The organism is Streptomyces sp. NPDC050842 (assembly GCF_044456565.1).
In the GTDB taxonomy this organism is placed as follows: Bacteria; Actinomycetota; Actinomycetes; order Streptomycetales; family Streptomycetaceae; genus Streptomyces.
Window position 1 is genome coordinate 200,553 of the sequence record NZ_JBITGA010000007.1, and the last position, 25,708, is coordinate 226,260.

Annotated in this window: 18 protein-coding genes, 1 tRNA gene and 1 pseudogene; 11 read left to right on the forward strand and 9 right to left on the reverse strand. The window is 71.0% G+C overall.

Translation table 11 applies throughout. The features are described 5' to 3' along the window. Nucleotides 1-68: 68 nt before the first annotated feature. From coaE to rpsA, 3 genes are all read right to left on the reverse strand, one after another. On the reverse strand, nucleotides 69-674 hold the full coding sequence (gene coaE, locus ACIBG6_RS24625) for a dephospho-CoA kinase (protein WP_399224725.1): 606 nt from the start codon (nucleotides 672-674) through the stop codon (nucleotides 69-71). Between the two features lie 31 nt (nucleotides 675-705). Beyond that, complete coding sequence (locus tag ACIBG6_RS24630) at nucleotides 706-1,644, reverse strand: PAC2 family protein (protein WP_399224726.1); 939 nt, start codon at nucleotides 1,642-1,644, stop codon at nucleotides 706-708. A 186-nt stretch (nucleotides 1,645-1,830) separates the two neighbouring features. Then, nucleotides 1,831-3,345, reverse strand: coding sequence for a 30S ribosomal protein S1 (gene rpsA, locus ACIBG6_RS24635; protein ID WP_073806662.1), 1,515 nt, complete (start codon nucleotides 3,343-3,345; stop codon nucleotides 1,831-1,833). 367 nt (nucleotides 3,346-3,712) lie between these two features. Between rpsA and ACIBG6_RS24640 the strand changes: the two genes are divergently transcribed. Both ACIBG6_RS24640 and hrpB read left to right on the forward strand, forming a co-directional pair. Then, a complete protein-coding gene (locus ACIBG6_RS24640) occupies nucleotides 3,713-4,552 on the forward strand; it encodes a class I SAM-dependent methyltransferase (RefSeq protein ID WP_399224727.1) in 840 nt (279 codons plus the stop codon). A 68-nt stretch (nucleotides 4,553-4,620) separates the two neighbouring features. Beyond that, complete coding sequence (gene hrpB, locus ACIBG6_RS24645) at nucleotides 4,621-7,191, forward strand: ATP-dependent helicase HrpB (protein ID WP_399224728.1); 2,571 nt, start codon at nucleotides 4,621-4,623, stop codon at nucleotides 7,189-7,191. Here hrpB and ACIBG6_RS24650 read toward each other — a convergent pair. The 3 genes from ACIBG6_RS24650 to ACIBG6_RS24660 form a co-directional block, all read right to left on the reverse strand. Then, on the reverse strand, nucleotides 7,175-8,167 hold the full coding sequence (locus ACIBG6_RS24650) for a DUF3068 domain-containing protein (RefSeq protein ID WP_399224729.1): 993 nt from the start codon (nucleotides 8,165-8,167) through the stop codon (nucleotides 7,175-7,177). The two genes, hrpB and ACIBG6_RS24650, sit on opposite strands and share 17 nt — an antisense overlap. A 9-nt stretch (nucleotides 8,168-8,176) precedes the next feature. After that, the gene (locus ACIBG6_RS24655; RefSeq protein WP_107105423.1) at nucleotides 8,177-8,317 is read right to left on the reverse strand and encodes an SPW_0924 family protein; all 141 of its coding nucleotides are present in this window, start codon (nucleotides 8,315-8,317) and stop codon (nucleotides 8,177-8,179) included. A gap of 166 nt (nucleotides 8,318-8,483) precedes the next feature. Then, nucleotides 8,484-10,358, reverse strand: a complete 1,875-nt coding sequence (locus ACIBG6_RS24660) for a lytic transglycosylase domain-containing protein (protein ID WP_399224731.1) — start codon at nucleotides 10,356-10,358, stop codon at nucleotides 8,484-8,486. Between the two features lie 275 nt (nucleotides 10,359-10,633). On the opposite strand from ACIBG6_RS24660, the gene ACIBG6_RS24665 reads away from it, so the two are divergent. After that, nucleotides 10,634-11,539, forward strand: coding sequence for a DUF4184 family protein (locus tag ACIBG6_RS24665; RefSeq protein WP_399224732.1), 906 nt, complete (start codon nucleotides 10,634-10,636; stop codon nucleotides 11,537-11,539). Nucleotides 11,540-11,771: 232 nt separating this feature from the next. Here the strand turns inward: ACIBG6_RS24665 and ACIBG6_RS24670 are convergent. Together ACIBG6_RS24670 and polA are read right to left on the reverse strand one after the other, a co-directional pair. Further along, nucleotides 11,772-12,443: pseudogene (locus ACIBG6_RS24670) on the reverse strand (serine hydrolase); the annotation flags it as partial. 236 nt (nucleotides 12,444-12,679) lie between these two features. Then, nucleotides 12,680-15,400: a DNA polymerase I gene (gene polA / locus ACIBG6_RS24675; RefSeq protein WP_399224733.1), complete on the reverse strand. Its 2,721-nt coding sequence runs from the start codon at nucleotides 15,398-15,400 to the stop codon at nucleotides 12,680-12,682. 147 nt (nucleotides 15,401-15,547) lie between these two features. On the opposite strand from polA, the gene ACIBG6_RS24680 reads away from it, so the two are divergent. The 7 genes from ACIBG6_RS24680 (at nucleotide 15,548) to ACIBG6_RS24710 (ending at nucleotide 24,750) form a co-directional block, all read left to right on the forward strand. Continuing rightward, complete coding sequence (locus ACIBG6_RS24680; protein WP_399224734.1) at nucleotides 15,548-17,830, forward strand: FdhF/YdeP family oxidoreductase; 2,283 nt, start codon at nucleotides 15,548-15,550, stop codon at nucleotides 17,828-17,830. A 62-nt stretch (nucleotides 17,831-17,892) separates the two neighbouring features. Further along, entirely contained in the window at nucleotides 17,893-18,378 is a 486-nt protein-coding gene (locus ACIBG6_RS24685; protein WP_329624069.1) for a hotdog fold thioesterase, read from the forward strand. A 535-nt stretch (nucleotides 18,379-18,913) separates the two neighbouring features. Beyond that, nucleotides 18,914-20,155 carry a branched-chain amino acid ABC transporter substrate-binding protein gene (locus ACIBG6_RS24690; RefSeq protein WP_399224735.1) on the forward strand — a complete coding sequence of 414 codons (1,242 nt, stop codon included), beginning with the start codon at nucleotides 18,914-18,916 and terminating at the stop codon, nucleotides 20,153-20,155. A gap of 97 nt (nucleotides 20,156-20,252) precedes the next feature. Continuing rightward, the gene (locus tag ACIBG6_RS24695; RefSeq protein ID WP_384143452.1) at nucleotides 20,253-21,182 is read left to right on the forward strand and encodes a branched-chain amino acid ABC transporter permease; all 930 of its coding nucleotides are present in this window, start codon (nucleotides 20,253-20,255) and stop codon (nucleotides 21,180-21,182) included. Nucleotides 21,183-21,187: 5 nt separating this feature from the next. Further along, nucleotides 21,188-23,020 carry a branched-chain amino acid ABC transporter permease gene (locus ACIBG6_RS24700; RefSeq protein WP_399224736.1) on the forward strand — a complete coding sequence of 611 codons (1,833 nt, stop codon included), beginning with the start codon at nucleotides 21,188-21,190 and terminating at the stop codon, nucleotides 23,018-23,020. Nucleotides 23,021-23,023: 3 nt separating this feature from the next. After that, nucleotides 23,024-24,037, forward strand: coding sequence for an ABC transporter ATP-binding protein (locus tag ACIBG6_RS24705; RefSeq protein WP_399224737.1), 1,014 nt, complete (start codon nucleotides 23,024-23,026; stop codon nucleotides 24,035-24,037). Further along, complete coding sequence (locus tag ACIBG6_RS24710; RefSeq protein WP_384143460.1) at nucleotides 24,034-24,750, forward strand: ABC transporter ATP-binding protein; 717 nt, start codon at nucleotides 24,034-24,036, stop codon at nucleotides 24,748-24,750. The genes ACIBG6_RS24705 and ACIBG6_RS24710 overlap by 4 nt, the downstream gene beginning before the upstream one ends. 81 nt (nucleotides 24,751-24,831) lie before the next feature. Here the strand turns inward: ACIBG6_RS24710 and ACIBG6_RS24715 are convergent, their stop codons facing one another. Then, nucleotides 24,832-25,485, reverse strand: a complete 654-nt coding sequence (locus ACIBG6_RS24715) for an ANTAR domain-containing response regulator (RefSeq protein ID WP_056645833.1) — start codon at nucleotides 25,483-25,485, stop codon at nucleotides 24,832-24,834. Between the two features lie 116 nt (nucleotides 25,486-25,601). Between ACIBG6_RS24715 and ACIBG6_RS24720 the strand changes: the two genes are divergently transcribed. After that, nucleotides 25,602-25,674: transfer RNA gene (locus ACIBG6_RS24720), tRNA-Leu, on the forward strand. Nucleotides 25,675-25,708: the final 34 nt, after the last annotated feature.

Here is a 25,708-nt window from a genome sequence, read left to right on the forward strand (position 1 = left end):
GGCGGCCGCATTCCGCCGACGGTTCGCCGGGCGCCCGCGGCGCCCGTACAACGCCGTGGGGCGGTGTCTCAGGCCGGGGCGGCGGCCCGGCGCTCCAGCTCGTCCCAGACCTTCCGCACCTGCGGTTCCAGTGCGTCCAGCGGACCGTCGTTGTCGATCACGAGGTCCGCGATGGCCAGCCGCTGCGCGCGCGTGGCCTGGGCGGCCATCCGGGCCCGGGCCTCGGCCTCGGCCATGCCCCGGAGGCGTACGAGCCGGTCGAGCTGGGTCTCGGGGGTCGCATCCACGACCACGACCAGGTCGTACAGCGGCGCGAGCCCGTTCTCGGTGAGCAGGGGGACGTCGTGGACGACGACGTCTCCGGCGGCCGCCCGGCTCTCCAGCTCCGCCGACCGGGCCCCGACCAGGGGGTGCACGATGGCGTTCAGGGTGGCCAGCCGGTCGGCGTCGGCGAACACGATGGAGCCGAGCTTCGGCCGGTCGAGCGCTCCGCCCTCGGTCAGGACGCCGTCCCCGAAGGCGTCCACGATGGCCGCGAGCCCGGGTGTCCCGGGTTCGACGACCTCGCGCGCGATCCGGTCGGCGTCGATCAGCACGGCTCCGTACGAGACGAGCAGCCGCGACACTTCGCTCTTGCCGGCGCCGATCCCGCCGGTCAGGCCCACCTTCAGCATGAGCGGCAGCTTAGGGCCTGCCCGGAGAGGGCTATGCGTCGCCCTCCCGCTCCGCGAGGAAGCGCTCGAACTCGCGGCCCAGCTCGTCGGCCGACGGCAGGTCGACCGGCTCGGCGACCAGGCTGCCGCGCGTCTCGGCGCCGGCCACCGCGTCGTACTGGTGCTCAAGGCCCTGCACGAGGGCGACCAACTCGTCGTCGCCCTCGCCGATCTGGCGGTCGATCTCGGTCTGGGTGCGGCGGGCCTCCGTCCGCAGCGCGTGGGCGACGCCGGGGAGCACGAGGCCGGTGGCGGCCGTGACGGCCTCGAGGACGGTCAGGGCCGCGTCCGGGTAGGGCGAGCGGGCCACGTAGTGCGGGACGTGGGCGGCCACGCCGAGAGTGTCGTGGCCGGCCTCCGAGAGCCGGTACTCGACGAGGGACTCGGCGCTGCCCGGGACCTGGGCCTCGTCGAAGGGGCTCTTGTGCCCGGGCATCAGGTCGGTACGGGTGCCGTGCGGGGTGAGGCCGACGGGGCGGGTGTGCGGAACGCCCATGGGGATGCCGTGGAAGTTGACCGCGAGGCGCACGCCGAGCCGCTCGACGATCTGCCGGACGGCGGCGGCGAACCGCTCCCACTCGACGTCGGGCTCGGGGCCGGAGAGGACCAGGAAGGGCGCGCCGGTGGCGTCCTGCACGAGGCGGACCTCGATGGTCGGCGTCTCGTACGCGCTCCACCGGTCCCGTCGGAAGGTCAGCAGGGGGCGGCGGGCGCGGTAGTCCACGAGCCGGTCGTGGTCGAAGCGGGCCACCAGCTGGTGGGGCAGGGTGTCGAGCAGCCGCTCGACGATCTGCTCACCCGTCTCGCCCGCGTCGATGTAGCCCTCGAAGTGGTACAGCATGACCAGCCCGGCCGACTCCTGCGCCAGAGCCAGGTCCACGACGGCCAGGCCCTTCGGGTCCCATTCGTACAAATCCTGGGGATCAAGCACGATTACCGCTCCTCCTCGTGTTCTCTCTGGCAACGCCGTGCGCCGCATCACCATTCCCGCGCGGGCCGATCTTCCGGAGGAGGAGTCCGGTGGGCCCGGCAGAGCTGCGGAAACGACCGAGGCCCGCTCCCCCGGAGGGAAGCGGGCCTCGGTGTGCTAGCGGCTAGCGCTCAGCGGAGAGCCTGTTCAGCTCTGGCCGCCGGCGAGCTTCTCGCGGAGGGCGGCGAGCGCCTCGTCCGACGCCAGGGCGCCGGAGTTGTCGTCCGACTCCGAGGAGTACGAACCACCCGAGATGCCCGCACCGGCGTTGCCACCGGCGGCCGGGGCGGCAGCGCCCTCGGCAGCGGCGGCCTCGTCGGCCTCGCGGGACTTGATGACCTGAGCCTGGTGCTGCTCGAAGCGAGACTGCGCCTCGGCGTACTGGGTCTCCCAGGCCTCGCGCTGGGTCTCGAAGCCCTCGAGCCAGTCGTTGGTCTCGGGGTCGAAGCCCTCGGGGTAGATGTAGTTGCCCTGGTCGTCGTAGGACGCGGCCATGCCGTACAGGGTCGGGTCGAACTCGACCGAGGCCGGGTCGGCACCGAAGGACTCGTTGGCCTGCTTCAGCGAGAGGCTGATGCGACGACGCTCGAGGTCGATGTCGATGACCTTGACGAAGATCTCGTCGTTGACCTGGACGACCTGCTCCGGGATCTCCACGTGGCGCTCGGCCAGCTCGGAGATGTGGACCAGACCCTCGATGCCCTCGTCCACGCGGACGAACGCACCGAACGGAACCAGCTTCGTGACCTTACCCGGGACGACCTGACCGATCTGGTGCGTACGGGCGAACTGCTGCCACGGGTCCTCCTGCGTCGCCTTCAGCGACAGGGAGACACGCTCGCGGTCCATGTCCACGTCGAGAACCTCGACGGTGACCTCCTGGCCGACCTCGACAACCTCGGACGGGTGGTCGATGTGCTTCCAGGACAGCTCGGAGACGTGCACGAGACCGTCGACGCCACCCAGGTCCACGAAAGCACCGAAGTTGACGATCGAGGAAACGACGCCGGAGCGGACCTGACCCTTCTGCAGGGTGGTGAGGAACGTCTGGCGAACCTCGGACTGGGTCTGCTCGAGCCAGGCACGGCGGGACAGGACCACGTTGTTGCGGTTCTTGTCCAGCTCGATGATCTTCGCCTCGAGCTCCTTGCCCACGTAGGGCTGGAGGTCGCGGACGCGACGCATCTCGACGAGGGAGGCCGGCAGGAAGCCACGGAGGCCGATGTCGAGGATGAGACCACCCTTGACGACCTCGATGACGGTACCGGTGACGATGCCGTCTTCTTCCTTGATCTTCTCGATCGTGCCCCAGGCACGCTCGTACTGAGCGCGCTTCTTGGACAGGATCAGACGGCCTTCCTTGTCCTCCTTCTGGAGAACCAGGGCCTCGATCTCGTCGCCGACCTTGACGACCTCGTTCGGGTCGACATCGTGCTTGATCGAGAGCTCACGGCTCGGGATCACGCCTTCGGTCTTGTAACCGATGTCGAGCAGGACCTCGTCCCGGTCGACCTTCACGATGACGCCGTCGACGATGTCGCCGTCGTTGAAGTACTTGATCGTCTCGTCGATCGCGGCGAGGAAGGCTTCCTCGTTACCGATGTCGTTGACCGCAACCTGCGGGGTGGTGCTGGTGGCGGTGGTCTCGGTGCTGCTCGTCATGTGGGAAAGGGCTCCGGTTACGGACAGAAAGTCGTAGGTACTGCTACGCCGAGAGCCCGTATCGCACCAAGAAGCCGGACAGCCAATGAAGCCCCTGCCCGCGAACGGGGAGGTGCCTCGAAAACCGAGGGGACATACAACAGGTACGAGCGCGGCCTGCTCCGTCTGAGGCGCGCAGGCCCGCAGCGCAACCTTTAGCATACGGGGGCGGCCGGACAGGGTCAATGCGCGAAGCGCGCACCAGGGGCAGAACCGTGCAAACCCGGCACTATTTCTTGTCCGCCGCGCCGGATCCGCGCCGGATCCACGCCGCATGGCGGGATCGGCCGCGGGGCGGCACTGAGCGCAAACTACATCGGCGGGCGAGATGAACCAAGAGTACGAACAGCACGAGGGCCACGACGAGGCCGAGGACGACGCCGAGGCGACCCGGCGTGACGCGGGGGACGCGGAGAGCAGCCGGGCGAGCCGCGGCTGGTGGGACCGGAACGCGGACGAGTACCAGAGCGATCACGGGGCGTTCCTCGGCGACGACCGGTTCGTCTGGGGCCCCGAGGGGCTCGACGAGGCCGAGGCCGAGCTGCTGGGGCCGGCCGGTGCGCTGAAGGGGCGCGATGTCCTGGAGATCGGCGCGGGCGCGGCGCAGTGCTCACGCTGGCTGGCGGCGCAGGGGGCGCGGCCGGTGGCCCTCGACCTCTCGCACCGGCAGCTCCAGCACGCGCTGCGGATCGGCGGGGGCGTGCCGCTGGTCGAGGCGGACGCCGGGGCGCTGCCCTTCCGGGACGGCTCCTTCGACCTGGTCTGCTCGGCGTACGGCGCGGTGCCGTTCGTCGCCGATCCGGTACGGGTCTTCCGCGAGGTGCGCCGGGTGCTGCGGCCCGGCGGTCGCTGGGTCTTCTCGGTGACGCACCCGATCCGCTGGGCGTTCCCGGACGAGCCGGGGCCGGAGGGCCTCTCGGTGGCGGCCTCGTACTTCGACCGCACGCCCTACGTCGAGCAGGACGAGCAGGGCCGGGCCGTGTACGTGGAGCACCACAGGACGCTCGGCGACCGGGTGCGGGACGTGGTGGCCGGCGGTTTCCGGCTCGTGGACCTGGTCGAGCCGGAGTGGCCAGCCTGGAACAGCCAGGAGTGGGGCGGCTGGTCCCCGCTCCGGGGGAACCTGATCCCGGGCACGGCGATCTTCGTCTGCGAACGCCAGGATTAGTCCTATGAACAGGTGGGGCCTGTGGACAACGGGACCCACCTCTTCTCCTCGCGTATGAGACTGAGTGCGTGATCCGAAACGACGCACTCGACCTGCTTCCCGTCCGCCATGCCGTCCCTGAGCTGCTGACCGCGCTCGCTGAGCGCGGCACGGCGGTGCTCCACGCGCCGCCCGGCACCGGCAAGACGACGCTGGTGCCGCTCGCGCTCGCGGGGCTCATAGGGGACGGGCCGACGCGGCGGGTGCTGGTGGCCGAGCCGCGCAGGATGGCCGTGCGCGCGGCGGCCCGGCGGATGGCCTGGCTGCTGGGCGAGGAGGTCGGCGGGACGGTCGGCTTCTCGGTGCGCGGCGAGCGCCGGGTGAGTGCCGCTACCCGGGTCGAGGTGGTGACCACGGGCCTTCTGCTCCAGCGGCTCCAGCGGGATCCCGAGCTGGCCGGCGTGGACGTGGTGCTGCTCGACGAGTGCCATGAGCGGCATCTGGACGCCGATACGGCCCTGGCCTTCCTGGTGGACGTCCGCGCGGCCCTGCGGCCGGAGCTGAAGCTGATCGCGGCCTCGGCGACGAGCGACGCGGAGGCGTGGGCGCGGCTGCTCACGGCCGTGGACGGCGGCGACCCCGCGCCGATCGTGCGGAGCGAGGGCGAGGGACACGGATACGAGGTCCGGTTCGCCGCTCCTCCGGCGGGGATCAGGCCCGCGCACGGCACGTGGGTGGATCCGGCCCTGCTGCGCCATGTGGCGGCGACGGTCCGGCTGGCGATGGAGCGGCACGAGGGGGACGTCCTCTGTTTCCTTCCCGGTACGGGGGAGATCGCCCGGACGGCGGGGCTGCTCGCCGGGCTGGACGCGGAGGTGCTCCAGCTGCACGGTCGGGCGCCGGCGGCGGTGCAGGACGCGGTCCTGCGGGGTGCCGAGCCGGGCGGGCGGCGCCGGGTGGTGTTGTCGACGTCGGTGGCGGAGTCGAGCCTGACGGTGCCGGGGGTCCGGATCGTCGTGGACTCGGGGCTCGCGCGGGAGCCGCGGATGGACCATGCGCGGGGGCTGGGGTCGCTGGCGACGGTGCCGGTGTCGGTCGCGGCGGCCACCCAGCGGTCCGGGCGGTCGATGCGCGAGGCCTTCGGCACCGTCTACCGGTGCTGGGCGGAGGCCGAGGAGGGGAATCGGGTGCGGTTCCCTTCGCCCGAGATCCGGATCGCCGATCTGGCGGACTTCGCTCTGCGGGTCGCGTGCTGGGGCGATCCGACGGCGGAGGGGCTCGCCCTGCTCGACGCGCCGCCCACCGGGGCGATGGCGGCGGCCCGCTCCGTGCTGGCGGCCGTCGGTGCCGTGGACGAGGACGGCAAGGCGACCGAGCGCGGAGGGCGGCTGTCCCGGCTCGGGCTCCACCCCCGGCTGGGTCGGGCGCTGCTCGACGGAGCCGCCGAGGTCGGTGTACGGCGGGCGGCGGAGGTGGTGGCGCTGCTGAGCGAGGAGCCTCCCCGGGAGTACGGGGACGATCTGACGGCGGCCTGGCGGTCGGCCCGCCGGGGCGCGGACGGCTACGCGGCCCACTGGAAGGCGGAGGCACGGCGCCTGGAGCGCTCGGCCGGTTCCGTCGGCGAGGCGGCCGAACCGGGGCGGGACGCGAAGGCGGGGGCCGTTTCCCGGGCGGGCGGTGAGGACGCCGTGGCCGGCCTGGTGACCGCGCTGGCCTTTCCGGAGCGGGTGGCCAGGGCGCGGGAGCAGGGCGGCTATCTGATGGTGTCGGGCAGCGGGGCGCGGATCGACGAGGGGTCGGGGCTGCGTTCCACTCCGTGGCTGGCCGTGGCGGTGGCGGACCGTACGGCGCGGGACGCCACGGCGCGGGTGCGGCTGGCGGCCGTGGTCGACGAGGGCACGGCCCGGTGGGCGGCGGGTCATCTGCGGGCCACGGGCGAGGAGGTCCACTGGGAGGACGGGGACGTGGTCGCGCGCTCGGTGGACCGGCTGGGAGCGGTGGAGCTGACCGTACGGCCCCTCGGGTCGGGGGCCGAGCCCGCGCTCGTACGGGAGGCGCTGCTCGACGGGCTGCGGCGGGAGGGGCTCGGGCTGCTGCGGTGGAGCCGGGACGCCTCGGAGCTGCGCGAGCGGCTCGCCTTCCTGTACGGGGAGCTGGGCGACCCGTGGCCGGACGTGGCGGACGGGGCGCTGGTCGACCGGGCCGAGGAGTGGCTGGAGCCGGAGCTGTCCCGGGCCTCGCGCCGGGCGGATCTGGGGCGGATCGACGCCGGGCAGGCGCTGCGGCGGCTGCTGCCCTGGGCGACGGGCGAGGCGGGTCGGCTGGACGAGCTCGCGCCGGAGCGGATCGAGGTGCCGAGCGGTTCGCGGATACGGGTCGAGTACGGCGGCGGGCGGCCGGTGCTCTCGGTGAAGCTCCAGGAGATGTTCGGCCTGGCCGAGACGCCGCGGGTGGCGGGGGTGCCAGTGCTGGTCCATCTGCTCTCCCCCGCCGGGCGGCCGGCGGCGGTCACCGCCGACCTGGCGTCGTTCTGGCGGGAGGGCTACCGCGCCGTGCGGGCGGAGCTCCGGGGCCGGTATCCGAAGCACCCGTGGCCGGAGGACCCTTCCGCGGCGGAGCCGACCCGGCACACCAGCGCGCGGCTCAGACGGGAGCGGTGACGGACCCTGTCGGCACCGACGGCACCGGCGGTGCCGCCGCACGGCGGGAGCGGGCTTCCAGCCAGAAGGCGAGGGCGAGGAGGGCGAGGGCGAGGACGGTGAGGGTCCAGGGCATGTAGGAGACGAGCATCATGACCATCAGGCGGTTGGACTCGACCAGCTCGCCGACGCTCTTGACGTAGTCCTCGCGCATCTTCACATGGCCCTCGAAGACGGTGATGGTGTCCTGGCCCATCAGTGCCTTGGCGTTGCGGAGCTCCTCCCGGTGGATCTCCTCGCCGTTGACGGGGGCGCCGGTGACCGGCTCGATCCAGAACATGCGCTTGGTGGTGTACCAGCGGGTGAGGCCGGATTCGGTGATGATCTCCGGGGGGATCTTGATCGGCATGGCCTTGGGCATGGGGACCTTGGTCCAGGGGATGGTCTGCTCGAAGTAGTAGACCTCCATCCCGCGGAAGTTCTGGGTGCCCTTGTAGTGGATGGGGGCCGAGGTGCGGGTCTGGGCGTCGAAGTACTGGTAGTCCCGCTTCTCGGTGAGGAAGGGCCACTTGAACTCGATGCCCTCGCGGCGGACCGGGTCGCCGTCTACCGTCTCGCCGGTGGCGTGGACGGGGTCCTGGGTGTGGGCGTCGAAGATGTACCGCTCGGGGACCTTGGAGACCATCTTGCCGTCGGGGCCCATGACGTAGGCGAGGGCGTCCCAGACGACGACGTCGCGCCCGGCGTCGCGTTCGATCCGCCGCGACTCCTCCACGTTGCCCTTGAGGGTCTGGACGATCGTGAGTTTCTCGACCTTCTCGGCCTTGAGCGTGGCGTAGTTGAGGAGGGTCGCGGGCCGGGCCTCCAGGACGGTCTCCTGGTACTGGTTCGGCGGGATCTTCGCCAGGCGCGGGAAGGCGTACCACCGCAGGGTCGGCGCCATGGCGGCGAAGCAGACGGCGAAGGCGAGCAGGACGAGGCTGGCTCGGCGGCGCACGGTATCCCCCTACTTCTTCGGGCCGGGATCGGCGGTCAGCAGGGGTTTGGGCGAGGTGGGCCCGTCGGGCGGCAGATCGACCAGGGACACGAGGAGGACGAAGAGGAGGACTGGGGCGAGTCCGATGGCGACGGCGACAAGGGCGCGCATGGTCGGCCTCCCGCGGCTGGATCTGATAGGGCGTCAGGGCGGGGGCACCGTAGCAACGCGACCGCGAGATGAGAACACGTTGCACCCGGGTAACGCGGAACGCCGCCCCCGCGTCCGGTACGGACGGAGGGGCGGCGCTGGAGGACGCGACGCGGGGAGCGGTCGGTCAGGCCGAGGGCGAGGAGGAGGGAGAGGAGGTGGCCTCGGGCGAGTCGGTCGTGGAGGGCGCCGGATCCGGGGTCGACGGCTCGGGCGTGGGCGTGGGCGCCGTGACCGTGAGCTCGACGAAGACGCTGCCGCCGCCGGGCGTCGTCAGCTTGAGGAAGAACGTGCCCGCCTTGTCGCCCGCGAGGAGGGCGCCGGGGGCGAGGGTGATCAGACCGTCCGCGTTGGTCGTGAAGGTCTTGGTCCTGGCCGTGGCACCCGCGTCGCCCGTGAAGTACGGGCCGTCGGCGCTCGCCTCGGTCGCGGTCTTCGAGGTGACGATCAGGCCGGTGACGAGGACGCCGGGGGCGAGCGCGCCCTTGTCGGTGGCCTTCACCTGCACCTGCTGGGTGAACTCCTTGCCGGTGGTGGCGGTCAGGGCCTCGCCGCCGACCCGGCTGAGGGTGTCCGCCTGGCGCTCGGTGACCGTCGCGGTGAACTCGGCGGCGACCAGGGGGGTGCGACCCACGACGGTGGCCCGAACCTTGAACGAGTCGAGCTTCTCCCCCGCCCGCAGCACGGGAGAGGCGGCGATGCCGCTGGCGCCGGTGGTGACGGTGGCCTTGGCCGTTCCCCCGGCGAAGCGGGCGTCGGTGGTTCCGACGATCTCGAAGCTGATGCTCACCCCGACGACCGGCGCGCCCGAGGCGTCGAGCGCCGCGACCGTGGGGGACTTGCCGAAGACGTTCCCGGTGGTGGTCGTCAGCGGACCGGTGGTCACGGTCGTGAGCCGCGTGACCTTCACGGCCGGCGGGACGGTGGGCGTCGTCGTCGGCGGGGTGGTGGGCTTCGTCGGCGGAGTCGTGGGCGGCGTGGTCGGAGTGGTCGGCGGCTTGGTCGGGTCCGTCGTCGGCGGGGTGGTCGGCGGCACGACCGACTCGGACGGCTTCGGCGACTTCGGCGGGACCGGCTTCGACGCGGGAGGCGTCGGCGCGGGCGTCGTCGGGAGGGGCGACAGCGGCGGGGTGGGCCTGGGGCGGATGCCCCGGCCGCGGTTGTCGCTGCGGTCGACCGGCAGCACGCCCGTACCGTCCGGGACCTGGTGGGTGCCGCGCTTGTAGTACTCGAACCAGGACAGGACCGTGTTCAGGTACTCCGTCGAGCGGTTGTAGCTGAGGACGGCGCGGTCGAGGTCGGCCTTGAGCGCGAGGTTCCGGTCGTTGGCGCAGAGGTAGAGACCGGCGGCCTGCGCGGCGTCGTAGATGTTGTTCGGGTCCTTCTTGCCGTCACCGTTGGCGTCCTGACCCCAGGTCGCCCAGGTGGACGGGATGAACTGCATCGGGCCGACGGCTCGGTCGTGCGTCTTGTCGCCGTCGTAGGCACCGCCGTCGGTGTCCGAGATGTTGGCGAAGCCGACGCCGTTGAGGGCGGGGCCCAGGATCGGCGAGAGAGTGGTGCCGTTGGCGTCGACGCCGCCGCCGCGCGCCTGGCCGGACTCGACCTTGCCGATGCCTGCGAGGAGCTGCCACGGCAGGTTGCAGCCGGGGTCGGTCGAGCGGACCGACGCCTCGGCCCGCTTGTAGGCGGAGAGGACGGACGCGGGTATGCCGGCCTCGGCGGGCCCGGTGATCACCGGGAGGTGGGTGGGCGCCCCGGGCTTGACCGGGGTGTTCAGCGGCGGCAGTTCGGTGTAGTACGGGGAATCACCGGTCGCGGAACCGTCGGTCGGCGGCGTGGCGGTGTCCCCGGCGCCGATGGCCCGGTCCCCGCCGGCGTTGTCCGCGGGCGGCGGGATCATGTCCGGCGCCTGCGAAGCGGCGAGCGCGGCGACCGCCGCGGCCACCACCGCACCGCTGGTGGCCCCCTTGCGCAGCCGGCGGCCCAATTGCGCTGCCATACCTGTGGTCCCCTCCCCATCGACTGAGTCCCACGCTCCCCGCGTGTGACCTCTGGCGACCCTATGCCAACTCCGGACCGCCGAACACTGACGCCTGACCGTGTTTCACGCTTTCGTCACCTCTCGGCCTCCTGGCGATCGGACCCGGACCGGTGGCCTCCTCACGTATACGGGCCGACCGGCCCGGAACGGGAACCGACCTGGGGGTCCGGGACCTCTTGCACTGCGGCCGTTCCGCCGCGGCCGTCACCACCGCAACCGAGTGGGAGCTCCCGTTGCCGTTCACGCTCAGCCATGCCGCCGCCGTCCTGCCCGGGCTGCGCCGCGACGGGACCGCGCGCGGACCGCTGGTCGCCTCCGCTCTCGTCGCGGGTTCCTTCGCGCCCGACATGACCTACTTCGCGGCCACGGCGGTGCCCGGGGCGATGGTCCTCGGCGACTTCACCCACTCCCCCGTCGGGATCGTCACGGTCGACGTGCTGATCACCGCGGTACTCGTGGCCCTGTGGCTGACCGTGCGCGAGCCGCTCGTCGCGCTGCTGCCCGCCCGGTGGCGCGGGCGGGTGTACGGGCTCGTACGGGGACGTCCCTGGCGGGACCGGCACACGGCGGTGCTCGCCGGCTGGTTCTTCCTCTCCGCGGTGGTCGGTTCGACGACCCATGTGGTGTGGGACTCCTTCACCCACATCGACCGCTGGGGCACGCGGGTGATCCCCTTCCTCGGCGAGCTCGTGGCCGGGTTCCCCGTCTATCTCTACGCGCAGTACGGGGGTTCCGCGCTGGCCCTGGGGCTCCTCTGCTGGTTCACCCTCCGCTCCCTGCGCGCCACCGCGCCGGGCACGGAGCTGCCCGCCCGGGTGCCGGTCCCGGGCCGGCGGGGGCGGCTCGTCGCGGTCGGCCTCATCGGCGGCTGCGTCCTCGCCGGGGTGGCCCACCGGGTGCTGCGCTGGGCGGCGTACTGGGGCTGGAATCGGATCGAGACGCCCCTGGACGTCATTCCGACGGCCTGCTTCGGGGCCGGCGCGGGGCTCGCCGTCGGGCTCGTGCTGTACGGGACGGGGGCACGGCTCCTGGGTACGTCCCCCACTCCTGCGGCCGGTGCCCCGGCCACGTCCCACCCGGCGCCGGAGGGCGAGACCCCGGTTCGCCGCGCGGAGCGCTCCCGTCCGGGGTCTCGCTGATCCTCTCCCCGGGGGTGAAGCCGCGGGCCGCCGTACTGCCCGCGAGGCCGCGGTGCACGGCGACGGCGATCCCCTCCAGGGTGCGTACGCCGTACCGCATGGTGGGGTTGTCGTGGCTCAGGAGGGCCATCCGGTAGTCAATGGCGGCGCTTCCGGTGGCGCTGCCGGTGCCGGTGGTGGTGCCCGTGCCGCGGACGATGCCGATGCTGTGGACGCGCCACTCGTGGGTGGCGCGGGGCAGCCAGCCGTTCTTGAGGTGGACCTTGACCGTGCGGGGCGCGCCCGCGGTGACGCCCCAGGCCTGGCTGCTGACGACCTGCCCCATCAGGCTGAGCGCCTCGGTCCGGCGGGAGACGGCGGTGAGCAGGGCCAGTTGGTCGCGGGCGGTGGTGCGGGTGAGGCCCCAGTAGCGGTCGTGACCGAGGACGGTGTCCTGGGCGCCGGCCTCGCGCAGCACCCTGTTCAGCCGGGCGCGCGAGAGCCCCTGCCACAGGTCGGTGGCGGCGGTGTTGTCGGAGCGGGTGATCATGGCTTTCATCCGCTGGGCCTCGAGGCGGGTGGGCGCGCGGCCCAGCTCCTCGGCCCGCCCGAGGACGGCCTGCATGATGAGGGCCTTGGCGATGCTGGCGGAGTCGTAGAGCCGGGCGTCCCCGAGCCGGCAGCGCAGCTCGCGCCGGGGGTCGTGGACGGCGACCGAGACCGTGCCGTCGCGGTCCTTGAGCGCGGCGGCGATGTCCTGGGACATGCGGGTGGCGAGGGCGGGGTCTCGGGACGAGGTGCAGAGGGCGGGGGCCTGGTGTGCTGCCTGGTGTGCCTCGGCGGGCCAGGTGGTGCCGGATGCTCCGAGGAGCGCGCCGAGGAGTACGCAGGCGCGGAAGCAAGAGCGGCGGCGGCTCGTGATCATGCTCCCCAGTGTCGGGAGCCGGGGTGCGGGGGCGCGCCTTGGAGTGGTCCACCTGGCGCACACCCGCCGGGCCGGGCCCTGGCCTGCACCGCACCGGTGGTGCGGGCTCAGGCACCAGAAGCCTAGGCCCGGCAGGGGGCGCCGTCCCGTGTGCCCACCCTCCCCCAGAGGGGGACCCCCAGCCCCTGCGGGACGATTGCCCACACGGAAGTGGTGCGCCCACCTGCCGTGACTCGTCAGTGGGCCGCCGAGTCCCAGTCGTGGCCTACGCCGACGGAGACGTCGAGGGGGGCTCGGAGGTCTGCCGCGGCAGACATCTGTTCGCGGACCAGGGCCTCGACCTGGTCGCGCTCGCCGGGGGCGAGTTCGAGGACGATTTCGTCGTGGACCTGGAGGAGCATCCGGGAGGCGAGGCCCGCCTCCGTCAGTGCCCGGTCGACATTGAGCATGGCGACCTTGACGATGTCGGCGGCCGTGCCCTGGATGGGGGCGTTGAGTGCCATCCGCTCGGCGGACTCGCGGCGCTGCCGGTTGTCGCTGTTGAGGTCGGGCAGGTAGCGGCGGCGGCCGAGAATCGTCTCCGTGTACCCGGTGGCGCGGGCCTCGTCGACGACCCGGCGCAGATAGTCCCGGACTCCGCCGAAGCGCTCGAAGTAGGTGTCCCTCAGGCCGCCGGCCTCGCCCGGGTCGATGTTCAGCTGCTGCGCGAGGCCGAAGGCGGAGAGGCCGTAGGCCAGGCCGTACGACATGGCCTTGATCTTGCGGCGCATCTCGGCGTCGACGGCGGACCGCTCGACGCCGAAGACCTGGGAGGCGACCGTGGTGTGCAGGTCCTCGCCGGAGGCGAAGGCCTCGATGAGGCCCTCGTCCTCGGAGAGGTGGGCCATGACGCGCAGCTCGATCTGGCTGTAGTCGGCGGTCATGAGGGCCTCGTAGCCCTCGCCGACGACGAAGCCGTGCCGGATGGCCCGGCCCTCGTCCGTGCGCACCGGCACGTTCTGCAGGTTCGGGTCGGTGGACGAGAGGCGTCCGGTGGCGGCGACCGTCTGGCTGAAGGTGGTGTGGATCCGGCCGTCGGCGGCGACGGTCTTGATCAGTCCTTCGACGGTGGAGCGGAGCCGGGCCTGCTCGCGGTGGCGGAGCATGATCACGGGCAGGTCGTGCTCGGTCTGGCCGGCCAGCCAGGCGAGCGCGTCGGCGTCCGTCGTGTACCCGGTCTTGGTCTTCTTGGTCTTCGGCAGGTTCAGCTCGCCGAAGAAGACCTCCTGGAGCTGCTTGGGCGAGCCGAGGTTGAACTCGTGGCCGACGGAGGCGTGCGCCTCCTTCACGGCCTGCTGCACGGCGCCCGCGAACTGCTGCTCCATGGCCTCCAGGTGGTCGCGGTCGGCCGCGATGCCGTGCCGCTCCAGGCGGGCGAGGAGGACGGAGGTGGGCAGCTCGACGTCGTGGAGGAGCTCGCGGGCCCCGACCTCGCCGAGCCGCTCGTCGAAGGCGTCGGCGAGGTCGAGGACCGCGCGAGCCTGGGTCATGAGGGCCTCGGCCTCGGCGGTGTCGTCGGCGCCGAAGGCGAGCTGACCGTCGGCGGCGGCCGCCGGGGCGAGCTCGCGGTGCAGGTACTCGACCGAGAGCGCGTCGAGCGCGAAGGAGCGCCGGCCGGGCTTGACGAGGTAGGCGGCGAGGGCGGTGTCCATGGTGACGCCCGCGATGCTCCAGCCGTGCTCGGGGAAGACACGCATGGCGCCCTTGGCGTTGTGCATGACCTTCGGGCGGGCCGGGTCGGCGATCCACTCGGCCCAGGCCCGCTCGTCGGTCTCGTCGAGGGCGCTGGGCTCGAACCAGGCGGCGGCTCCCCCGGCGGCGGCGAGGGCGACCTCGCTCACGTTCCCCGTGCCGAGGGCCCAGCTGTCGACGGTGGCGATGCCGAGGGGCTCGGCGCCGTGCTCGGCGAGCCAGGGGGCGAGCTCGCCGGCGCCGAGGACGGAGCCGTCGATCTCGACGCCCGCCTCCGGGGCCGGGGCGGTGTCCTCGGCGGCGCCCGGGTCGACGGCGAGGAGCCGCTCGCGCAGCGAGGGGTTGCGGATCTCCAGGGTGTCGAGGACGAGGGCGACCGCCCCGCGGTCGTACGGCTCGCGGGCGAGGTCCGTGACGCCCTTCGGCAGCTCGACGTCCGTGACCATCGCGGTCAGGCGGCGGTTGAGCTTGACCGACTCCAGGTGGTCGCGGAAGTTCTGCCCGGCCTTGCCCTTGACCTCCTCGGCTCGCGCGACGAGCTCGTCGAAGGAGCCGAACTGGTTGATCCACTTCGCGGCGGTCTTCTCGCCGACGCCGGGGATGCCGGGGAGGTTGTCGGACGGGTCGCCGCGCAGGGCCGCGAAGTCGGGGTACTGCGAGGGCGTGAGGCCGTACTTCTCCTGGACCTTCTCCGGAGTGAAGTGGGTGACCTCGGAGACGCCCTTGGTGGGGTAGATCACGGTGGTGCGGTCGGAGACCAGCTGGAAGGAGTCCCGGTCGCCGGTGAAGATCCGGACGTCGAAGCCCTCGGCCTCGGCCTGGGTGGTGAGGGTCGCGATGACGTCGTCGGCCTCGAAGCCGTCGACGGCGAAACGCGGCACGTTCATCGCGTCGAGGAGCTCGCCGATCAGCTCGACCTGACCCTTGAACTCGTCGGGGGTCTTCGAGCGGTTCGCCTTGTACTCCGGGAACTCGTCGGACCGCCAGGTCTTGCGGGACACGTCGAACGCCACCGCGAAGTGCGTGGGCGCCTCGTCGCGGAGGGTGTTCGCCAGCATCGAGGCGAAACCATAGATCGCGTTCGTCGGCTGGCCCGTCGCGGTGGTGAAGTTCTCCGCGGGCAGCGCGAAGAACGCGCGGTACGCCAGGGAGTGCCCGTCCATGAGGAGGAGTCGCGGGCGGTCCGCTTCGGTCTTCTCGGTCTTCTTCGATGCTGTCTCGGCCACGGAACGATCCTCCCACGCCCCACTGACATTCCCGGTCGCCCATGCCCCGGCCCCGCCCCGCCGCACTGCCCGGCCCGCCCCTCCGTCAGTGGCGCGTGACAGGATCGGAGACGTACGCCACAGGATTACCGCTCAAGGGAGAGCGCGATGGTCAGCAAGCCCCCGGCCGGTGACCCGGTACAGGACGCACCGCAGGTCACGCCGCCGCAGCACGCCGCAGCGGGCCTGCCCGCCATCGGGCACACGCTGCGGATCGCGCGGGAGCAGATGGGGCTGCGGCGCACCGCGAGCACCCTGCTCAAGGTCAACCAGAAGGACGGCTTCGACTGCCCCGGCTGCGCGTGGCCGGAGGAGGACAAGAGGCACGTCGCCGAGTTCTGCGAGAACGGCGCGAAGGCGGTGGCCGAGGAGGCGACGCTGCGCCGGGTGACCCCGGAGTTCTTCGCCGCGCATCCGGTGGCGGACCTGGCGACCCGCAGTGGGTACTGGCTGGGCCAGCAGGGCCGGATCACCCAGCCCATGCTGCTGCCGGAGGGCGGCGAGCGGTACGAGCCGGTGACCTGGGAGCGGGCCTTCGCGATCATCGCCGAGGAGCTCCGGGCGCTGGGCTCCCCCGACGAGGCGCTGTTCTACACGTCGGGCCGGACCAGCAACGAGGCCGCGTTCCTGCTCCAGCTCTTCGCCCGTGAGTTCGGCACGAACAACCTGCCGGACTGCTCCAACATGTGCCACGAGTCCTCCGGTTCGGCGCTGACGGAGACGATTGGGATCGGCAAGGGCAGCGTCTCCCTGGAGGACCTGCACCGGGCGGACCTGATCGTCGTGGCGGGGCAGAACCCGGGCACGAACCATCCCCGGATGCTCTCCGCCCTGGAGAAGGCGAAGGCCGCGGGCGCGAAGATCATCTCGGTCAATCCGCTGCCCGAGGCCGGTCTGGAGAAGTTCAAGAACCCGCAGACCCCGCGGGGCATGCTCAAGGGCGCCGCGCTCACCGACCTCTTCCTCCAGATCCGGATAGGCGGCGACCAGGCCCTCTTCCGCCTCCTCAACAAGCTGGTCCTGGAGACGCCCGGGGCGGTCGACGAGGAGTTCGTACGGGAACACACCCACGGGTACGAGGAGTTCACGGCGGCGGCGCGGGCGGCCGACTGGGACGAGACGCTCGCCGCGACCGGTCTCGACCGTGCCGAGATCGAGCGGGCCCTGGAGATGGTGCTCGCGTCGGAGCGGACGATCGTCTGCTGGGCGATGGGGCTCACCCAGCACAAGCACTCCGTGCCGACCATCCGCGAGGTGGTCAACTTCCTTCTGCTGCGCGGGAACATCGGGCGGCCGGGGGCGGGCGTGTGCCCGGTCCGCGGCCATTCGAACGTGCAGGGCGACCGCACGATGGGGATCTTCGAGCGCCCCGCGCCGGCCTTCCTCGACGCCCTGGACAAGGAGTTCGGGATCGTCTCGCCGCGCCACCACGGCTACGACGTGGTCCGCTCGATCCAGGCGCTGCGCGACGGCGAGGCGAAGGTGTTCTTCGCGATGGGCGGCAACTTCGTGGGGGCGACGCCCGACACGGAGGTGACGGAGGCGGCGATGCGGCAGGCCCGGCTGACCGTCCACGTCTCGACGAAGCTGAACCGCTCGCACGCGGTCACGGGCACGCGCGCGCTGATCCTGCCCACGCTCGGGCGCACGGACAAGGACGTACAGAAGAGCGGTCGGCAGATCGTCACGGTCGAGGACTCGATGAGTCTGGTGCACGCCTCGCGCGGCAATCTGCCGCCGGCGAGCCCGCACCTGCTGTCCGAGCCGGCAATCGTGGCGCGCATGGCGCGGGCCGCGCTCGGGGACGGATCCGCCACGCCCTGGGAGGAGTTCGAGGCCGACTACGCCACGATCCGGGACCGTATCGCGCGTGTGGTGCCCGGTTTCGAGGACTTCAACGCCCGTCTCGCGGCGAACGCGGGCGGCTTCGCGCTGCCGCACGGACCGCGCGACGAGCGCCGCTTCCCCACGACGACCGGCAAGGCCAACTTCACGGCCGCGCCCGTCGAGTACCCGAAGGTGCCGGAGGGCCGGCTGCTGCTCCAGACGCTCCGCTCGCACGACCAGTACAACACCACGATCTACGGCCTGGACGACCGCTACCGGGGCATCAAGGGCGGCCGCCGGGTCGTTCTCGTCCACCCCGAGGACGCGGCGGCGCTCGGGCTCGCCGACGGGGCGTACACGGATCTGGTGAGCGAGTGGACGGACGGGACCGAGCGGCGGGCGCCCGGCTTCCGGGTGGTGCACTACCCGACGTCCCGGGGCTGCGCCGCGGCCTACTACCCGGAGACGAACGTGCTCGTCCCGCTGGAGTCCACGGCGGACGTCAGCAACACACCCGCCAGCAAGTCCGTGATCGTCCGTCTGGAACAATCGCAGTCCGCCTAAGCGTTTGCTCAGGCGGGTCGGAACGCGACACGCAGCCGTACAAAGACGAACGGAGCCGGTCCATGGGCGAACAGCAGCACGTGAAGTTCCCGCAGGAGGTCATCGACGAGTACGCGGCACTCGGAGTCGACCTGCCCGCGCTCTTCTCCGCCGGGCACCTCGGCAACCGGATGGGCGTGCAGATCCTGGAGGCCTCGGCCGAGCGGGTCGTCGGCACGATGCCGGTGGAGGGCAACACGCAGCCGTACGGGCTGCTGCACGGCGGCGCCTCCGCGGTGCTCGCCGAGACGCTGGGTTCCATCGGCTCGATGCTGCACGGCGGGGTGTCCAGGATCGCGGTCGGCGTCGACCTCAACTGCACCCACCACCGGGGGGTGCGCAGCGGCCTCGTGACGGGCGTGGCGACCCCCGTGCACCGCGGGCGGTCCACCGCCACGTACGAGATCGTGATCAGCGACGAGGAGGGCAGGCGGGTCTGCTCGGCGCGGCTGACCTGCCTGCTGCGCGAGGTCACGGCGAAGGACGCGGGGATCGTCGCGGGCGGCTGACGCGCACGGACCGACGATCAAGGGGCGGCACCTGCCAGGGTGCCGCCCCTTCGTCATCCCCTCTTCGATTCCGTCGGCTGTCACTCTCCGTGATCTTCATTCGGGAGGTGAACGGGGGAAATCCGAGAGGAACGGAAGGGCCGATTCGTCCGCTGAGGTTTCTGCCACTGTCCGATATCCGGAGAGTCCGCTGAGCGGACCGTCAGTACCAAGAATCGCTCAAGCCCCTTAGCGGAACTGCATGTTCTCACTATGTGAACACCGCAATACCAACCCCTATGCCCCGGTATTCCCTGTCGCTGCGCACACTCTTTCCCCGTCGGCATAACAAGACAGTCACATCATGTCCTCGGCGCTCCCCGACCCTCCCCACCTGCGCTTAGAGTCACCGCCAGTCACCGCGCCGCCGGGCGCGTCCTAACGGCACGGCCCTGTACCACCCAGTACGGCCCGGCGTTCGACAACGGCACCCCTCGCTCCGCAGCTTCACGGCACCGCCTCATCCGAGGGGGCCGCGCCAGGGAAAGGACCCTTCGTGCGAAACCGTTCGTTGCTCATACTCACCACCGCGGTCACCGCGGGTGCACTCACCCTCACCGCCTGCGGATCGCGTGACGACAAGGGCGGCGCCGCCGAGAACGGCGACGGCGGCAACGTCACCGTGACCATCGGTCTCGACGCTCCGCTCACCGGTGAGCTGTCCGCCCTCGGCCTCGGCATCAAGAACTCGGCCGACCTCGCGGTCAAGACGGCCAACGAGAAGGCCCACGTCAAGGGCGTGACCTTCAAGCTGGAGTCCCTGGACGACCAGGCGCAGCCCTCCGCGGGCCAGCAGAACGCGACCAAGTTCGTCGCCGACAAGGGCGTCCTCGGCGTCGTCGGCCCGCTGAACTCCTCCGTCGCCGAGTCGATGCAGAAGGTCTTCGACGACGCCAAGCTGGTGCAGGTCTCCCCGGCCAACACCAACCCGTCCCTGAGCCAGGGCGCCAACTGGTCCAGCGGCGACAAGAAGCGCGGCTACAAGTCGTACTTCCGCACCGCGACCACCGACGCCATCCAGGGTCCGTTCGCCGCCCAGTACGTCTTCAACGAGGCCAAGAAGACCAAGGCCTTCATCATCGACGACAAGAAGACCTACGGCGCCGGCCTCGCGGGCACCTTCAAGGCCGAGTTCGAGAAGCTCGGCGGCAAGGTCGTCAACACCGAGCACATCAACCCGGACACCAAGGACTTCTCCGCGGTCGCGACCAAGGTGAAGAGCTCCGGCGCCGACGTCGTCTACTACGGTGGCGAGTACCCGGCCGCCGGCCCGCTGGCCAAGCAGATCAAGGAAGCCGGCGCCAAGGTCACCGTCGTCGGTGGCGACGCGATCTTCAGCCCCGAGTACGTGAAGCTCGCCGGTGCCGCCGCGGCCAATGGCGACATCGCCACCTCGGTCGGCGCGCCGATCGAGTCCCTGGCCTCCGCCAAGGACTTCCTGACCAACTACAAGGCCAAGGGCTACAAGGAGGCCTACGAGGCCTACGGCGGTTACGCCTACGACTCGACCTGGTCCGTCATCGAGGCCGTCAAGAAGGTCGTCGACGGCAACAACGGCAAGCTCCCGGACGACGCCCGCGCCAAGGTCGTCGAGGCCATGCAGGGTGTCTCCTTCGAGGGTGTGACCGGCAAGGTCTCCTTCGACGAGTTCGGTGACACCACCAACAAGCAGCTGACGGTCTACAAGGTCGAGGGCGGCGCGTTCAAGCCCGTCAAGTCCGGCACCTTCGGCGGCTGATCCCGCACCCCACTCAGCACCACCTTCATCGCGCGGGGGGCCGCACAAGGCGCCCCGCGCGGTGTCACATCCGTCGAAAGTCTCGGAGGACAATGCGGTGAACGAACTGCCGCAGCAGCTGGTCAACGGCCTGCTACTGGGATCCATGTACGGGCTCGTCGCCGTCGGCTACACGATGGTCTACGGCATCGTCCAGCTCATCAACTTCGCCCATGGCGAGATCTTCATGACCGGCGGCTTCGGGGCGCTCACGGTCTGGCTCATCCTGCCCGGTGGCACCAGCATGTGGGTCGCTCTGCCCCTCATGATCGTCGGTGCCGTACTGATCGCCACCACGATAGCCATCGGAGCGGAACGGTTCGCCTACCGTCCGCTGCGCGGTGGCCCCCGCCTCGCCCCGCTCATCACGGCCATCGGCCTCTCGCTCGCCCTCCAGCAGGCCGTCTGGGCCTGGTACCCGGAGGCGAAGTCCGCTCGGACCTTCCCGCAGATCTCCGGCGGCCCGATCGAGCTCGGCCCGGTCACCATCCAGACCGGCGACGTCTTCCTCCTGATCGCCGCCCCGGTCTGCATGGCCTTCCTCGCCTTCTTCGTCATGCGCACCCGCACCGGTCGCGGCATGCAGGCCACGGCGCAGGACCCGGACACCGCGAAGCTCATGGGTGTCAACACCGACCGGATCATCGTGATCGCGTTCGCCCTCGGTGCCGCGATGGCCGCCGTCGGCGCCGTCGCGTACGGCCTCAAGTACGGCGTCGTCGACTACAAGATGGGCTTCCTCCTCGGGCTCAAGGCCTTCACGGCCGCGGTCCTCGGCGGTATCGGCAACATCTACGGAGCCATGATCGGCGGAGTCGTCCTCGGTATCGCCGAGACCATGGCGACGGCGTACATCAGCCACATCCCCGGTATGGAGCAGCTCGGCGGCCAGTCCTGGGCCGACGTCTGGGCCTTCGTACTCCTCATCGTCGTACTCCTCGCCCGGCCACAAGGCCTTCTCGGCGAGCGCGTCGCGGACAGGGCGTGAGCACCATGACCACCATCTCCGAGAACACGACGGCGGCCACGCCTTCGAAGTCGGCCGCGGCGACCGGTCTCATCGGCTTCCTGCCGGAGAAGACCGCCCGCGCCCTCGTCCTGGGCGGCGGCCTCCTCACGGTCGCCAGCTGCTTCCTCTCCTGGACCTGGACGCCCACCTTCCCGGGTGACCTCACGTTCTACGGCTCCCCCGCCGGCCTGCAGCTCCAGGTCCTGGTCCTGGGCCTGCTCACCACCCTCTTCGCCCTCTCGTCGTACGGCGTCAAGGGCACGCGCTGGCTGACCCCGGCCGGCGCCGACGCGGCCGTCAAGCTCGCCGCGCTCGCCGCCTTCGGCACCACCTGGTACACCGTCGCCGCGATCAGCATCACGCTCGGCGGCCCGGTCAACCTGGAGCCGGGCGGCGCGATCGTCGCGATCGCCACCCTGGTCGCCCTCATCGGCGCCCTCGCCCTCCCCTTCGAGCGGCCGAAGACGCTGCCCGTGGACCCGGAGGACACCGGCTGGGACCAGTTCAAGCACCGGGCCGGCAACGGCTTCACCGCCTTCAAGGGCGCCTTCGCCAGCACGGGCGCCGCCCGCAAGCTGCCCCCGATGCACTCCGCCGTCGAGATCCTGATCATCACGGGCGTCCTCGCCGTGGCGCTCGGCGTCTTCACCTACGGCGTCGGCACGGAGTACGACGAGCTGTTCATCGGCTTCCTGATCACGGCCGGTCTCGGCTTCGCCGCGGTCAACAAGTCGGGCCTCATGCAGCAGGCCACGCAGCTCACCGGCAAGCACCAGAACCTCACCATCGCGGGCGCGTTCACCGCCGCGGCGCTGTTCCCCTTCACCCAGACCGACGACCAGTACGCGACGCTCGGCGTCTACATCCTGATCTTCGCCACGGTCGCCCTGGGCCTGAACATCGTCGTCGGCCTGGCCGGTCTCCTCGACCTCGGTTACGTCGCCTTCCTCGGCGTCGGCGCCTACGCGGCCGCCCTCGTCTCGGGCGCTCCGACCTCGCCGTTCGGTGTGGAGTTCCCCTTCTGGGCCGCCATCCTGGTCGGCGCGGCAGCGTCGCTCGTCTTCGGTGTCCTCATCGGCGCCCCGACCCTGCGGCTGCGCGGCGACTACCTCGCCATCGTGACGCTCGGTTTCGGTGAGATCTTCCGCATCGCGGTGATGAACACGGACGGCACCTCCGGTCCCGACATCACCAACGGCTCCAACGGCATCGCGTCCATCCCGAACCTCAACATCTTCGGGTTCGACTTCGGCGCCGAGCACGTGATCGCCGGCTTCACCATCGGCCGCTTCGCGAACTACTTCTTCCTGATGCTGCTGATCATGGCGGTCGTCGTGCTGGTCTTCCGGCGCAGCGGCGACTCCCGCATCGGCCGCGCCTGGGTCGCCATCCGCGAGGACGAGACCGCGGCGCTCGCCATGGGCATCAACGGCTTCCGGGTCAAGCTCATCGCCTTCGCGCTCGGTGCCTCGCTCGCCGGTCTCGCCGGCACGGTGCAGGCCCACGTCACCTACACGGTGACGCCGGAGCAGTACCTCTTCGCCGGTCCCATCCCGCCCAACTCCGCCTTCCTGCTCGCGGCCGTCGTCCTCGGCGGCATGGGCACCATGAGCGGTCCCCTGGTCGGCGCGGCGCTGCTCTTCCTCATCCCCAACAAGCTCCAGTTCATGGGCAGCTACCAGCTCTTCGCCTTCGGCGTCGCGCTGATCCTGCTCATGCGCTTCCGCCCGGAGGGCATGATCGCCAACCGGCGTCAGAAGCTGGAGTTCCACGAGGACGCCGAGTCGCCCGCCACGCTGTCCAAGGCAGGTGCCTGAACCATGACGACCACCACGAACACGGCCGACGCCACCACCGAGCCGGCGGCCCGCGAGACCGTCCTCGACGCGCGCGGTGTCACGATGCGCTTCGGCGGCCTCACCGCCGTGCGCGATGTGAACCTGACCGTGAACGCCGGGGAGATCGTCGGTCTCATCGGCCCCAACGGCGCCGGCAAGACCACCTTCTTCAACTGCCTCACCGGTCTCTACATCCCGACCGAGGGCGAGGTCCGGTACAAGGGCACGGTCCTGCCGCCGAAGTCCTTCAAGGTCACCGCGGCCGGCATCGCCCGTACCTTCCAGAACATCCGCCTCTTCGGCAACATGACGGTTCTGGAGAACGTCCTCGTCGGACGCCACACCCGGACCAAGGAGGGCCTCTGGTCGGCCCTGCTCCGCGGTCCCGGCTTCAAGAAGGCCGAAGCGGCCTCCGAGAAGCGGGCCATGGAGCTCCTGGAGTTCATCGGACTCCAGGACAAGGCCCAGCACCTCTCCAAGAACCTGCCGTACGGAGAGCAGCGCAAGCTGGAGATCGCCCGCGCCCTCGCGAGCGACCCCGGTCTGATCCTGCTCGACGAGCCCACGGCGGGCATGAACCCGCAGGAGACGCGTGCGGCGGAGGAACTCATCTTCGCCATCCGGGACATGGGCATCGCCGTGCTCGTCATCGAGCACGACATGCGGTTCATCTTCAACCTCTGCGACCGGGTCGCCGTGCTCGTCCAGGGCCAGAAGCTGATCGAGGGCGACAGCGCGACCGTCCAGGGCGACGAGCGGGTCATCGCCGCGTACCTGGGCGAGCCGGTCGAGGCCGACGCGCCCGTGGCAACGGACGACGCCCCCGAGGCTCCTGAGGCTCCCGAGGCGCCCGCCTCGGACGAGACCCCGGAGACCCCGGCCGCCGAGGCCCCGGAGACCGACGAGGCTCCGGACGCCGAGGACGCCCCGGACACCGAGGAGCCCTCGGAGGACACCCCGCAAGCCCCCGGTTCGGGCAAGGAGAACGACGCATGACCGCACTGCTCGAAGTCGAGGACCTGCGCGTCGCCTACGGGAAGATCGAGGCCGTCAAGGGCATCTCCTTCTCCGTCGACGCCGGTGAGGTCGTCACCCTCATCGGCACCAACGGCGCCGGGAAGACCACCACCCTGCGGACCCTCTCCGGGCTCCTCAAGCCGGTCGGCGGCCAGATCAAGTTCGAGGGCAAGTCCCTCCGCAAGATCCCCGCGCACAAGATCGTCTCGCTGGGTCTGGCCCACTCCCCCGAGGGCCGGCACATCTTCCCCCGCATGACGATCGAGGAGAACCTCCTCCTCGGCGCCTTCCTCCGGAAGGACACCGCGGGCATCGCCAAGGACGTCCAGCGCGCCTACGACCTCTTCCCGATCCTGGGCGAGCGTCGCAAGCAGGCGGCCGGCACGCTCTCCGGCGGTGAGCAGCAGATGCTCGCCATGGGCCGGGCGCTGATGTCCCAGCCGAAGCTGCTCATGCTCGACGAGCCCTCCATGGGTCTCTCCCCGATCATGATGCAGAAGATCATGGCGACGATCTCGGAGCTGAAGGCCCAGGGCACCACCATCCTGCTCGTCGAGCAGAACGCCCAGGCCGCGCTCGCCCTGGCGGACCACGGTCACGTCATGGAGATCGGCAAGGTCGTGCTCTCGGGCACGGGCCAGAACCTGCTCCACGACGAGTCCGTCCGCAAGGCGTACCTCGGCGAGGACTGATCGACCCGGTCCGCACCACGGACGGAAGGCCCGCCCCACAGTGACGTGGGGCGGGCCTTCTTCCGTACGGAACGGCTCCCGCTACTGGCCCTTGGCCGCCTTCTTCTCCTCGGCGTCCTCGATGACCGCCTCGGCGACCTGCTGCATCGACATGCGCCGGTCCATGGAGGTCTTCTGGATCCAGCGGAACGCGGCCGGCTCCGTCAGCCCGTACTGGGTCTGCAGGATCGACTTGGCGCGGTCCACCAGCTTGCGGGTCTCCAGGCGGAGGGAGAGGTCGGCGACCTCCTTCTCCAGGGCGCGCAGCTCGGCGAAGCGGGAGACGGCCATCTCGATGGCGGGCACCACGTCGCTCTTGCTGAACGGCTTCACCAGGTACGCCATGGCGCCGGCGTCCCGGGCCCGCTCGACGAGCTCGCGCTGCGAGAAGGCGGTCAGCATGAGGACCGGGGCGATGGACTCGCCCGCGATCTTCTCGGCCGCCGAGATGCCGTCGAGGACGGGCATCTTGACGTCGAGGATGACGAGGTCGGGGCGGTGCTCGCGGGCGAGCTCGACGGCGGTGGCGCCGTCGCCGGCCTCACCGACGACCGTGTAGCCCTCTTCCTCGAGCATTTCCTTGAGGTCGAGGCGGATGAGCGCCTCGTCTTCGGCGATGACGACGCGGGTCGTCAGCGGCGGGACGTGCGACGGCTCGGCGTCGTCGGCGGGCTGGGGCGACTCGGGGGCGGTCACGCGGGCTCCTCGTTCGATGGCCTCGTTTCGGAGGCGGATACAGCTCACCATGAGCCTACCCACCTCCTGTAAGGTAGGGACACGGCGGGTGATCACCGACCTTCGTTTTGAAGGATGCCCCGGTAGCCCAGCGGAAGAGGCAGTGGTCTCAAACACCATACAGCGTGGGTTCGAATCCCACCCGGGGCACTTTACCTTTGATTCCAAGGTGCGATTCGAGCGC